Annotated in this window: 11 protein-coding genes and 1 pseudogene; 8 read left to right on the plus strand and 4 right to left on the minus strand. The window is 64.1% G+C overall.

The window, feature by feature from the left end; genetic code table 11:
• Positions 1-34 precede the first annotated feature (34 nt).
• On the minus strand, positions 35-1,480 hold the full coding sequence (locus ACVJ5M_RS04790) for a TAXI family TRAP transporter solute-binding subunit (RefSeq protein ID WP_084794917.1): 1,446 nt from the start codon (positions 1,478-1,480) through the stop codon (positions 35-37).
• A gap of 151 nt (positions 1,481-1,631) precedes the next feature.
• Between ACVJ5M_RS04790 and ACVJ5M_RS04795 the strand changes: the two genes are divergently transcribed.
• Positions 1,632-1,934 (plus strand): 4a-hydroxytetrahydrobiopterin dehydratase, encoded by a 303-nt coding sequence (locus tag ACVJ5M_RS04795; RefSeq protein WP_028152804.1) that lies wholly within the window; start codon positions 1,632-1,634, stop codon positions 1,932-1,934.
• Positions 1,935-2,025: 91 nt separating this feature from the next.
• Positions 2,026-2,409 carry a YkvA family protein gene (locus ACVJ5M_RS04800; RefSeq protein WP_063980352.1) on the plus strand — a complete coding sequence of 128 codons (384 nt, stop codon included), beginning with the start codon at positions 2,026-2,028 and terminating at the stop codon, positions 2,407-2,409.
• Between the two features lie 253 nt (positions 2,410-2,662).
• Here the strand turns inward: ACVJ5M_RS04800 and ACVJ5M_RS04805 are convergent, their stop codons facing one another.
• The 3 genes and pseudogenes from ACVJ5M_RS04805 to ACVJ5M_RS04815 all read right to left on the minus strand — a co-directional run bounded on the left by ACVJ5M_RS04805 (position 2,663) and on the right by ACVJ5M_RS04815 (position 6,068).
• Entirely contained in the window at positions 2,663-3,817 is a 1,155-nt protein-coding gene (locus tag ACVJ5M_RS04805; RefSeq protein ID WP_028152802.1) for a TAXI family TRAP transporter solute-binding subunit, read from the minus strand.
• An 18-nt stretch (positions 3,818-3,835) separates the two neighbouring features.
• On the minus strand, positions 3,836-4,696 hold the full coding sequence (locus ACVJ5M_RS04810) for a hypothetical protein (protein WP_063985984.1): 861 nt from the start codon (positions 4,694-4,696) through the stop codon (positions 3,836-3,838).
• 395 nt (positions 4,697-5,091) lie between these two features.
• Positions 5,092-6,068: pseudogene (locus tag ACVJ5M_RS04815) on the minus strand (NADPH:quinone oxidoreductase family protein).
• A 235-nt stretch (positions 6,069-6,303) separates the two neighbouring features.
• Here ACVJ5M_RS04815 and ACVJ5M_RS04820 point away from each other — a divergent pair.
• The 6 genes from ACVJ5M_RS04820 to argG all read left to right on the plus strand — a co-directional run bounded on the left by ACVJ5M_RS04820 (position 6,304) and on the right by argG (position 12,242).
• The gene (locus tag ACVJ5M_RS04820) at positions 6,304-7,143 is read left to right on the plus strand and encodes an SDR family oxidoreductase (RefSeq protein WP_063980354.1); all 840 of its coding nucleotides are present in this window, start codon (positions 6,304-6,306) and stop codon (positions 7,141-7,143) included.
• A gap of 105 nt (positions 7,144-7,248) precedes the next feature.
• Complete coding sequence (locus tag ACVJ5M_RS04825) at positions 7,249-7,896, plus strand: invasion associated locus B family protein (RefSeq protein WP_063980355.1); 648 nt, start codon at positions 7,249-7,251, stop codon at positions 7,894-7,896.
• Positions 7,897-8,113: 217 nt separating this feature from the next.
• Positions 8,114-9,316, plus strand: coding sequence for a 23S rRNA (adenine(2503)-C(2))-methyltransferase RlmN (gene rlmN / locus ACVJ5M_RS04830; RefSeq protein ID WP_063980356.1), 1,203 nt, complete (start codon positions 8,114-8,116; stop codon positions 9,314-9,316).
• A 169-nt stretch (positions 9,317-9,485) separates the two neighbouring features.
• The gene (locus ACVJ5M_RS04835) at positions 9,486-9,980 is read left to right on the plus strand and encodes a hypothetical protein (RefSeq protein WP_063980357.1); all 495 of its coding nucleotides are present in this window, start codon (positions 9,486-9,488) and stop codon (positions 9,978-9,980) included.
• 54 nt (positions 9,981-10,034) lie between these two features.
• Positions 10,035-10,811: a phosphatase PAP2 family protein gene (locus tag ACVJ5M_RS04840; RefSeq protein ID WP_063980358.1), complete on the plus strand. Its 777-nt coding sequence runs from the start codon at positions 10,035-10,037 to the stop codon at positions 10,809-10,811.
• A 93-nt stretch (positions 10,812-10,904) separates the two neighbouring features.
• Positions 10,905-12,242, plus strand: a complete 1,338-nt coding sequence (argG, locus tag ACVJ5M_RS04845) for an argininosuccinate synthase (RefSeq protein WP_063980359.1) — start codon at positions 10,905-10,907, stop codon at positions 12,240-12,242.
• The last annotated feature ends 159 nt before the right edge of the window (positions 12,243-12,401 follow it).

Raw genomic sequence — 12,401 nt, forward strand, 5'->3', positions numbered from 1 at the left:
AGACAGTATGACGCAGCAATAACGCGGCAAGCGTTTACGCGTTGCCGGCGGCCCTGAATTGCGCGCCTGCGCGCTGCAGGCTTTGCGGCATGGCAAACAGCACGGCCTTGCGGTCGGCGACGGCGGCGTGGAACTGGTCGAGCACGATGTTGATGGCGGTGAGCCCGCCCTCTTCGATCGCGCCGTGATCGAAGCAGCGCAGCGTGTCGCGCAGGATTTCGTCAGCCTCGGTTTGCATCTGGTCGAGCTCGTCGGTCGTCTCGCTCTTGCGCGCCGCCGCGATCAGGTCGAACAGGCGGTCGCGCAAATGGCTGTTGTTGTCGCGCTCGTCCTTCTTCAGGTAGCCCGCGAACCAGGCGCCGATCGAGCCCATCGCCGAGAGCGCCATCAGGGTCCACCAGATGTAATCGCTGTATTTGTCGAGGAAGGTCTTTTCCTCGCCGTCGACGAAGGCGGCGGCGCCCGGATGCACGGGGATCACCGCATCCTTGTCGGTGTCGGGCGTCTCGATCTTCGCCGCCATCGGGAATTCCGCCACCAGTTGCTGGCGCACGGCGAAGAGCTGGCGCGTGAATGCCGCGATGGTGGTATCGGACACCCCTTTGCGCGCCACGATGTGGTGCGAGAAGCTGATGGTCTTGACCTCGTCATCGGGGCGATCGGGCGAGCCGCCATAGGTGCCGGCGGGAATCTCCGATGCTTCGTAGACGGGATGGTTTTGCGCGATCGCGTCCGCGGAATCGATCGCGAGGAAGGTCGGCGTGCCGCTGTCCTTGGCGGAAGCCGCGATCGCATCCGACGTGATCTTGCTGTTGACGGGGCCGGCTGCGAGATAGGCATCGGCCTTCTGGGCCTTGATCGCCTCGGCGGCTTCATTGGCCGGGAACTGTATGACCTCGACCTTGGCGGGATCGACGCCGTATTGCTGGAGGATCACCTTGAGCAAATTGACGTTGGCCTGGGTTCTGCCGATCACCCCGACGCGATGGCCGGCGAGCTGCGCGATCTTGGTGATCTTCGCGCCCTTCTTCTTGCCCTTGCCGGGCACGGTCCACAGCACCACGACGTTCTTGCGCAGGGTCGCGACGGCTTGCGCGTTCTTCGGCACGTCGACGTCGCCGCGCACGATGGCGAGATCGACCTTGTTTTCCGCGAGCGCATCGGCGCTGGCGGTGGCACCGTCGGTCTGGATCGGGCGTAGCCGCACAAAGCTCTTGTGCTGCGCGAAAGCCTGCGTCAGCGCCTGCACCACCTTGAGGTCGTCGCTATTGGCCGGACCGACCGCGATCTTCAACGTCACCGGCCGCATCGCGAAATAGTATCCGCCGACGAGCGCGCCGATGATCGCAAGCACCAGCGCCAGAGACACAAGCGCCGTCTTCCGCGCCGCTGATCGCGGCGAAGGCGGGGTGGGCGCTTCGGCCAGGTCCAATCCCCCGGTCATCGATCTCCCAAACAGGCGCTTGAGGCTCAGTTTCATCTTGGCCGGCGATTTACACCTGCAATCATAGCAAATTTCTTGTCCCGCGGGGTTACATCTCCGTCATGGTTAGCGGATGGACGAAATCCGGTCTGAACCAGGGCCATACGCACGGTGTTAGGGTAAAGTTCCCCTGAAAATGGAGGCGATCATGGCAGAGCGGCTGACGCCGGAAGCACGCAAGCAGGCACTGGGCGCCATACCGGGCTGGACCGAGGTTCAGGGCCGCGACGCCATCGGGAAGACCTTTGTCTTCAAGGATTTCAACGAGGCGTTCGGGTTCATGACCCGCGCGGCGCTGGTTGCCGAGAAAATGGATCACCACCCCGAATGGCGCAACGTCTACAAGACGGTGGAGGTGGTGCTGTCGACCCATGACGCCGGCGGCGTCACCAAGCTCGACATCGAGCTGGCCAGGACGATGAACACGATCGCCAAGCTGACAGCTACCTGACACCTTGCGAGGATCGGCTGCATCCCCATGTTGTGATCAGCAGGAGATGCGGCCATCTGCCGCCCCTGGCTGAATGGGGAGTTTGTCGAACATGGCTGCCGAACACAGCGTCGGCTTCGAGCCGGCCGATCGGCTCGCGGAGGATCATGAGAGCGTGCGCCGCGGTTTCTGGCGCAAGCTGAAGCGTGTCGCCGCGCAATTGCCGTTCGCGGAAGACCTGCTCGCGGCCTATTACTGTGCGTTCGACCGGCAGACGCCGCGCCATGTCCAGGCGTCGCTGCTCGGAGCGATCGCCTATTTCATCCTGCCGTTCGATTTCGTCCCCGACGTGATGCCGATCCTCGGCTTCACCGATGACGCCGCCGTGCTCGCCACCGCCATCCGCATGGTCGCCAGCCACATCACGACGGAGCACCGCGAAGCCGCCCGCGCCGTGCTGAAGCGTGGGGTGGATGGTGCGGAGGCGGCGCAGTAGGCGTTGTTGGCTACACGCCGTAGCCACGCCCACCGCTGTCATTCCCCGCGACCCGGCCACGCCAAGGCTTCGCCGGGGTTGCGGTCCAGGGCAGCCGAAGCTTTAGCGTAGGTGGCAGGCGGGGAATCCGGTAGGCCGCGGCCTCTCGATTCAATCACTGACGTCACGGAGTACTGGATCGCCCGGTCAAGCCGGGCGATGACAGCGAGTGTGTGGGTGCCGCTTGCGACACCATCGGCCGCAATGCCGCTCGTTACTTCTTCTCCGCCCGCGCGTTCCCCGCGTCCCACGCCTGGAATTGCTTGAACAGCGCTTCCCTGTCTGCGTCGGACACCTTCTGGGCCGCGGGGTTCTGCTTGAGGAACGCCTCGAAGCGCTCCCGGGTCACCGGTTCGACGCCGTGCTTGTCGAGCCATTGCTGCGCCACCGGCAATCTGTTCCAGCCCGTCAGAGGTGCCGGGAGCGAGACTTCCTTCCACTTGGGATGGAAAGGCGGGTTCTGCAGGGTCGGGAATTTCGTGAAGAACGCATCCACGAACAGCGCAAGCTTACGGTAACGGTCGGTGTTGGGCGCCCAGTTGTAGGCCGCGAGCACCGCCGGCACCGCGATGGTGTCCACGTTCTCGCCTTCCTTGATCAGGTTCGGATAGTCTTTGGCGGTCAGCGTCGCCGGCAGATAGTCGCTCTGGAGCGGCTTTGCATAGTCGACCCCCGCGAGGTGGAAGCGGCCGTCATTGCTGAAGGTCGACACTGACTTGTACGGCTTGCCGCCGACCACGATGACGGCGTCGATCTCGCCGGCTTTCAGCTTCTCCATCGCGATGCGCTGCTCGACATAGACGAAGTTCGCCTTGATCCCGAGCCGTTCGAACACCGTCAGCGCGGTGACGAAGGTCCCGCCATTGGGCAGATCGACGCTGACCTTCTTGCCCTCGAGATCCTTCAGCGTCGCGACCGATTTCGGCGCGATCACCTGCATCTCTTCATTGTAGAGCTTGGTCACATAGGTGAACTGCTTCTTGATGTCCTTGGCAAAGCCCTTGCGCTCGAGATAGTCGAGCGTGTCCGCCCGCACGATGCCGAGATCGACGCCTTGCAGGAATAGAATGTCGGCGACGCTCTGCACCGAGCCGCGGCCGACGATCGGTAGCACGCGGATCTTGTTGCCGTCGTCGAGCACGGAGGCGAGGTCGGCGCCGAACTGCACGTAGGTGCCGCCGATCGTGCCGGTGATCAGCGTGACCGTATTGGCGTTCAGCGACTGCTTGGTCGAGGTCGAGCCGAACTGGAAGATGGCCTTCAGGCCGTCCGAGACCTTGGCCGGATCGTACTCGGTCTGCTCGGCGCGTGCCGCGAAGGCGCAAATCGTCATGATGGCGGCAACCGCCATTCCCAAAGCGTTACGCATAATACCCTCTGAAAAGTTCTAGTTCTGAAGCTGAGCGAGGCGCTGCCGCGCCTCCGCCGATCCGAGTGCCGCGGCCTTCTGGTACCAGTCACGCGCGACGGTCGCGTCGCCGGCGATGCTCCGCGCGTCGCTGGTGCCCAGCACGGCCGGGTCATAGGTCTGCGCCAGCAGAAACGCGGCCGTTGCATCCTGTGCATTGGCCGCGCGCTCGAGCAGCAGGCGGGCTGCAACAATATCGCCGATCCTCAACAGGCTCTTCGCGCGTGTCATCAGCCCGGCCAGCGTGTCGGCATCGAGCGTCTTGGCTAGCGTCTTGGCGGGCGGAGTGGGCGCCGGCGGCGCCGCGACGGGTGCGGGCGCAGGTATGGGTGCCTGGGCTTGCAGCGCCGTCTGATAGGCGGTCGCGATCGCTTCGCGGCTCGGCGTTGACGGTGCAGGGGGAACCTGCGTGTCGGCGCTCGCCAGCGTCGTGTTGGTCGCGCGGTCCGAATCCTTCAGCGAGCTCTGCGTCATGGCCGGCGTGTTGGCCGACGCCATGGCTTGCTCCGGCGCGATGCCCATCCAGCTAACGGCATTGGCGGGGAAGAGGCCGCGAAAGTCGGACTGATACAGTGTGACCAGAATTGCCAGGGTGGATGCCGTCAGAACGGCCGCGAGAACGCGCGGGACAATTCTGGAGCGCACCTCAATGGGCGCATATTCGCCTGGGTCCGGCGCACCGAGCGGATCGGACAGGAAGAGTGGAATTGGATCGTCCTGCGAAAGATCGGCCCGCGCGGCGCGCGCACGGATAAAGGACGCGGTCGGCGGATGTGATGTGGCTCGATCGGAGTCGAACGCCTTCGACTCCTTCGACGGGCGATGTGCCGTCGTCTCCATGGTCATGCTCCCCATTACCAACGCAACGCAGGGGCAATTCGGCTTAAGTCTTCTTGCTTTTGTCCAAAGTGTCCCGCAAATGGAACCGGTAAAACGCAGTTGGAATCAGCCCAAAAAACGACGACGGTTTGCGCGAATTAGGAAATATTTGGGTTTGATTGAGGCGGAGCGGAGGAATGCACCACGATTTTGGCGGTGATGGTTGAGGAAGGTTTTCCTAGACTCCGCTGACTTTGACCCCGGGGCATCCAGTGGGCCGCGGCGTCTCGGCTGAAATCTCTGGCGTCTCTGAAATCTGGACCGCCCGCCTCAGTACGCAATTGCGCAGAAGGCGGGCGACGACGGTCGCATATGTGGCGAGTGCGTGTGGCAGGCAAGCGCTGCGGCTCACACCATCACGGATGCAGGATCACCTTGCCCATGGCCTGGCGTCCCGCCAGAACCTTCAGTGCGTCGGCGGTTTGTGCCAGCGGGAAGGTGCGGTCGACATGCGAGGAAATCTTTCCTTCCGCGGTCCACTTCACGAGCTTCTCGAGATTGGCGCGGTTCTTGGCCGGGTTGAGCCGGGTCCATGCACCCCAGAACACGCCGCGGATGTCGCAGCCCTTCAGTAGCGCGAGGTTCAGCGGCATCTTCGGAATGTCGCCGGCGGCAAAACCGATCACCAGGAAGCGGCCTTCCCAGGCGATCGAGCGCAGTGCCTGCTCGGCATAGGCGCCACCAACCGGATCGAAGATGATGTCGACGCCCTTGCCGCCGGTGAGCTTGCGCAGGCCCTCTTTCAAATCTTCCTTGCCGTAGTTGAGCGTCAGCTCGGCGCCATGCGCTTTCGCGAATTCGAGCTTCTCGTCCGACGAGGCACAGGCGATCACCTTCAGGCCCATCAGCTTGCCGAGCTCGCAGGCAGCCAAGCCGGTGCCGCCGGCTGCTCCCAGCACACCGCGAGCGTCTCGCCCGGCTTCGGGCTCGCGCGGTCTTCCAGCGCATGCAGCGCGGTGCCGTAGATGATGATGATGCCGGCCGCGCGGTCATAGTCGAGATTGTCGGGAATCTTCACGATCGATGCCGCCGGCAGCGCGATCTTTTCGCGCGCGCCGTTGTGGCCGCAGGACGCAACGACGCGATCGCCGACCTTCAGATCAGTCACGCCGGGACCGATGCTCTCGATCACGCCGGCGACTTCGGCGGCGGGCGAGAACGGGAACGGCGGCTTGATCTGGTACTTGCCCTGAATCATCAGGATGTCGAAGAAGTTCAGCGCCGCCGCCTTGATCGCGATCACCGCTTCGCCGGGACCTGCCACCGGATCCGGCACGTCGGCAAGCACGAGATCATCGGGCTGGCAATATTGCGAGCAGAGGATGGCTTTCATGGCGGCACCTTCTTGAGAATACTGGGCGTTTCGAGGCGGAATTATAGTTGGTCCGTTTCTGCCGGATTTAGTGCGGTCCGACAATCCGGTTTCTTTGTCTAGCGCAGCGTGAAGGCCTATCCTCGCGTCATTGCGAGCGCAGCGACGCAATCCAGAATCCGTCCTGCGGAAATAGTCTGGATTGCTTCGCTGCGCTCGCAATGACGAAGTAAGAAGAAAAAGAAGGATTCAAACGATGTTTGAAACGGGTCTGCTCAGGGATAAGCGCATCCTCGTCACCGGCGGCGGCTCCGGCCTTGGCGCCGCGATGGGACGTCGCTTTCTCGCGCTTGGCGCCGAGCTCGTGATCTGCGGCCGCAAGCTCGACCGGCTGGAAGCGACGGCGAGCGAGATGCGCGCGCAGACCGGCGGCAAGGTCACCACGATCGCCTGCGATGTCCGTGACGGTGGCGCCGTCGAGAGCATGATGGACGCGATCTGGCGCGAGGCGCCACTCGATATTCTCGTCAACAACGCTGCCGCAACCTTCATCGCGCAGAGCGAGCATCTGTCGTTTCGCGCCGCGGACGCGATCCTCGCGCCGACGCTGCATGGCGCGATGTATTGCACGCTCGCCGCCGGCAAGCGCTGGATCGACGGCAAGCATGGCGGTGTCGTGCTCTCGATCCTCTCGACCTCGACCATCACCGGCCGCGCCTTCACGGTTCCCTCGGCGATGGCGAAGTCGGCGGTGCTGGCGATGACCAGGAGTCTCGCGGTCGAGTGGGGCCCGAAGGGCATCCGTACCGTCGCGATCGCCCCGGGCCCGTTCCCGACCGCTGGCGCCTCGGGGCAGCTCCGTCCTGAGGGCCGCGACGAAGGCTGGACCGCCCGGAACCCGATGGGGCGTACCGGCGAGCACAGTGAGCTCGCCGACCTCGCCAGCTTCCTGGTCTCGGACCGTGCCGGTTACATCAATGGCGAGATGGTCGTGATCGACGGTGGCGCGCATTTGCGCAGCTCGGGCGCCGAGGATTTGTTGCGCTGGACCGACGCGCAATGGGCCGAGCAGCGGGCTGCGCGATCCAAAGGCTAAGCCGCTAACTGCCTTCCCAAATTGGACTTTCCCGGTTATCCCTGCCGGGGGACAAAGCGCGGCCGGGCCATCTTCCAGTCACAATATTGAGGGAACCACTCCAGCATGTGGCGGGTGCTGATTTTAGCCTTGATGACGGGCGTTATGGCCGTGGGAATCACCGATTCCGCGCGGGCGCAGACGGCGCAACCGGCGCCCAAAGCCGCGCCAAAGGCGGCTGCACCGGCGGCCAATCCGGCTGCAAAGACAGTAGCAAAGCCCGAGAGCAAGCCGGTGGCTCCAGCCACCGCAGTTGCGGGCGGCGCGGAGCCGACCCTGATCGGCCAGTTCGGCACCTGGGGCGCCTATTCGGCCACACCGAACGGCAAGAAGGTCTGCTTCGCGCTGGCCAAGCCGTCGTCGTCGAAGACCAACCCGCCGAACCGCCCGCGCGATCCCGCCTATGCCTTCGTTTCGACCCGGCCGGCGGAAAAGGTGAACAACGAAGTCTCGGTCATGATCGGCTATGCGCTGAAGCCGGGCTCGGAATCCTCGGTCGAGGTCGGCGGCGCCGCTTTCGCGATGTACACGCAGGGCGACGGCCTCTGGATCAAGAACGCGGCCGAGGAAGAGCGGATGGTCGAGGCCATGCGCAAATCCGCCGATCTTGTGGTCAAGGGCGTCTCGGCCAAGGGAACGGAGACAACCGATACCTTCTCGTTGAAGGGCCTCGCCCAGGCGCTGGACCGGATTTCCCAGGATTGCAGGCGGTAAACCAGCCGCGTTAAGGCTGCGGTCGGTATCACGGTCGCAATCGGCGGTTCCGGTTGCTATATTGGGGTATCCCAAAGGTGCAGCCGACATGGCCGGGCTAAAGCGCGAAGCGCGTCTTCGCACCAGATGTCCCGGCCATCCACGCGCTAGCAACGGGCGGAATAGAACGTAGATGCCCGGGACAAGCCCGGGCATGACGAGAGATATCAGGCAACCAATGCAACCGACGACCGAGCCGCACAACGCAATACTGGTGGAGAAGACTCCGCTCGAAACCTATGTGCCGCCGGCCAGGCCCTCGCTGATCGGCCTGTCGCGCAGCGAGCTTGCCGACCGCCTCGGCGAGATCGGCGTCGCGCCCGCGCAGCGCAAGATGCGCGTCCAGCAGCTGTGGCACTGGCTCTATTTCCGCGGCGCCCAAAGCTTCGACGATATGACGTCGATCTCGAAGGGCATTCGCGGCGAGCTCGCGCAGCACTTCACCGTCGACCGTCCCGAAGTCGTGGCCGAGCAGATCTCGAACGACGGCACCCGCAAATGGCTGCTGCGGCTGCCGAGCGGCGACAACGTCGAGCGCGCGCATGAAGTCGAGTGCGTCTACATTCCCGAGACCGATCGCGGCACGCTTTGCGTCTCCTCCCAGGTCGGCTGCACGCTGAACTGCTCCTTCTGTCACACCGGCACGCAGCGGCTGGTGCGCAATCTCACCGCCGGCGAGATCGTCGGACAGGTGATGGTCGCACGCGACCGCCTCAATGACTGGGCCGATCGCGAAGACGGCACGCGCCGCGTCACCAACATCGTGATGATGGGCATGGGCGAGCCGCTCTACAATTTCGACGCGGTGCGCGATGCGTTGCTGATCGTCGGCGACAATGAAGGCATCGGCATCTCCCGTCGCCGCATCACGCTGTCGACCTCGGGCGTGGTGCCGAACATCGTGCGCGCGGGCGACGAGATCGGCGTCATGCTCGCGATCTCGCTGCATGCGGTGCGCGACGAGCTGCGCAACGAGCTGGTGCCGCTCAACCGCAAATATCCGATCAAGGAGCTACTGCAGGCCTGCCGCGACTATCCCGGCGCCTCGAACGCACGCCGCATCACCTTCGAATATGTGATGCTCAAGGGCGTCAACGATTCGCTCGACGATGCGAAGCTGCTGGTGAAGCTGCTCAAGGGCATTCACGCCAAGATCAACCTGATCCCTTTCAATCCCTGGCCCGGCACGGCCTATGAATGCTCGGACTGGGACCAGATCGAGAAATTCTCCGAATACATTTTTAATGCCGGCTATTCTTCGCCGGTGCGCACCCCGCGCGGCCGCGACATCCTCGCCGCCTGCGGCCAGCTCAAGTCGGAGACCGAGAAGCTCTCGGCCCGCGAACGTCAGGCGCTCCGCGCCATGGCGATGACGGATTGATAGTTCATGCCTTCGCTCTCGCATCCTCGTCATTGCGAGCGCAGCGAAGCAATCCAGAATCTTTCCGTTGAGACAGTCTGGATTGCTTCGTCGTGGAGCCTGTCATCCGGCCCGCCGAAGGCGGGACCGGGTGGCTCCTCGCAATGACGGCGGAATTGGCATTTCTGTCATGTCCCTGATCGGCCGCCTCATCGTCATCTTCATCGGCTTCCTCGCCGCCTGCTTCGTCGGCGGCATGATCGTCGTCGTCGCGCTGTTGTTTCCGGAGTTTGCCGATCTCGGCGCCGGTCCGGTCGACCAGGGCGCGATCGACATTCTGCTCGGCTTCGGCTTCATCTTCGTCTCGGGCTTTGCGCTGGTTCCGGCGGCGGTGATCGTCGCGATCACCGAAGCGCTCTATATCCGCAGCGCGCTCGCTTATGCCGTGGGTGGCGGCGTAGTTGGCCTAGCCTGCTATCTCGGCCTCATCCCCTTCCACTCCGATACACTCCAGTTCGAAGGCATCGTGCGGCGGCATCTGGAGATCATGACAGGCGCGGGCATCGTCTCCGGCGTGGTCTACTGGCTGATTGCCGGCCGCAATGCCGGCGCCTGGCGCAATCCGCCGCCCCCGCACAAGCCGCCTCCGCCGCTGCCGTCGAATTCGCGGCCGGATGCGCGATGAGTCGCGCCGCTTCCGGGGTTTTCATCTCCTCCCCACTCCGCTAAACCGCGCGCCATGAACCGGACTGGACTCTTCATCGCCCTGGCGCTGTGGCTTGTGATCGGCGTCGTTTTCGGCCTCTATCCCGAGCTCGATCTCAAGCTCGCCGCGCTGTTCTTCGACCCCGAGACGAAGACGTTTCCGCTCAAGCTGAATGAGTGGGCGGGCGTCGCGCGCGACGCCGCCATGTGGGTCGCCTGGGCATTCGTGCTGCCGCCGCTGGTCGCGCTTGTGGTCAAGATGATCCGACCCGACCGGCCGCTGATGGTATCGGGGCGCGCGATCGTATTCCTGCTGGTCACCATCATCATGTCGGCAGGCATCCTCACCAATCTCACCTTCAAGACCTATTGGGGACGGCCGCGTCCGGTGGTGGTGACTGAGTTTGCCGGCGACCAGCAATTCGTGCCGTGGTGGGATCCGCGCGGCGATTGCGCGCGCAACTGCTCGTTCTTCTCGGGCGAGGGCGCGACCGCGTTCTGGACGCTGGCGCCGGCTGCGCTGGCGCCGCCGGCATGGCGGCCGCTCGCCTATGCCGGTGCGGTTATGTTCGGCATGGTCACCAGCGGGCTGCGGATGGCCTTCGGCGGCCACTTCTTCACGGACGTCTCGATCGCCGGCCTCGTCACCTTCGTCGTGATCTGGTTCGCCTACGCGCTGATTTACCGCTGGCCGCGGACCCGGTTCTCGGACGAGGCGGTCGATGCCGCCCTGACCCGGCTGAACATGCCCGCCTACCGGCTCCGCCAGCGCCTGTTCGGCCGCAAGACAGGCCCCGAGCCGTCGATTTGAGCCATTAAATGCGTGCCGAGGCGCGCGAAATTTGATATTCGCGCGGTCAACCCACGAACGCCATCCGCCCCTTGAGACCCGATTGGAAGCCCCATGACCACGATCCTGAAAAGCCTGCCCAAGGGTGAGAAAGTCGGCATCGCTTTTTCGGGCGGTCTCGATACCAGCGCGGCGCTGCTCTGGATGAAGCAGAAGGGCGCGCGCTGCTACGCCTACACGGCCAATCTCGGCCAGCCCGATGAAGCCGACTACAACGAGATCCCGCGCAAGGCCGAGGCGTTCGGCGCCGAGAAGGCGGTGCTCGTCGATTGCCGCACGCAGCTCGTCCACGAGGGCATCGCCGCGATCCAGTCGGGCGCCTTCCACATCTCGACCGGCGGCATCACCTATTTCAACACTACGCCGCTCGGGCGCGCCGTCACCGGCACGATGCTGGTCGCGGCGATGAAGGAAGACGGCGTCAACATCTGGGGCGACGGCTCGACCTTCAAGGGCAACGACATCGAGCGTTTCTATCGCTACGGCCTGCTGACCAATCCATCCTTGCGCATCTACAAGCCCTGGCTCGACCAGCAGTTCATCGACGAGCTCGGCGGCCGCGCCGAAATGTCGGCGTTCATGACCGCGCAGGGCTTTGCCTACAAGATGAGCGCGGAGAAGGCGTACTCGACCGACAGCAACCTGCTCGGCGCCACGCACGAAGCGAAGGATCTCGAAAGCCTCGACAGCGGCATCAAGATCGTCAACCCCATCATGGGCGTGCCGTTCTGGCGTGACGACTGCAACGTCAAGGCCGAGAAGGTCGTGGTGCGTTTCGAGGAAGGCCAGCCCACGGCGCTGAACGGCCAGACCTTCAGCGACCCCGTCGCGTTGTTCCTCGAAGCCAATGCGATCGGCGGCCGCCACGGACTCGGCATGAGCGACCAGATCGAGAACCGCATCATCGAGGCGAAGAGCCGCGGCATCTACGAGGCGCCCGGCATGGCGCTGCTGCACATCGCCTATGAGCGCCTCGTCACCGGCATCCACAACGAGGACACCATCGAGCAGTACCGCATCAGCGGCATGCGCTTGGGACGCCTGCTGTATCAGGGTCGCTGGTTCGATTCGCAGGCCCTGATGCTGCGCGAGACCGCGCAGCGCTGGGTCGCACGCGCCGTCACCGGCGAGGTGACGCTGGAGCTGCGCCGCGGCAACGACTATTCGATCCTCAACACCGAGAGCCCGAACCTCACTTATGCGCCGGAACGGCTCAGCATGGAGAAGGTCGAAGACGCCGCATTCACGCCGGCCGATCGCATCGGCCAGCTCACCATGCGCAACCTCGACATCGCTGACACGCGCACCAAGCTGAAGCTCTACACGGATACCGGCCTGCTGTCGGGCAGCGAAGGCTCGCAGATCTTCAAGCTCGAGAGCGACAAGGGTTGATCTTGTAGCCCGGATGGAGCGAAGCGAAATCCGGGGCCTCTCGTCCAGCCGCTAGATTCCCGGATTGCGCTTCGCTCCATCCGGGCTACGCGCTTAATGACGATGTCATGCGCGACCGCTAGGGTTCCGCTCCTGTTGTGAACGGGATTGCGGAGCATC

This window comes from Bradyrhizobium sp. S3.7.6 (assembly GCF_054061875.1).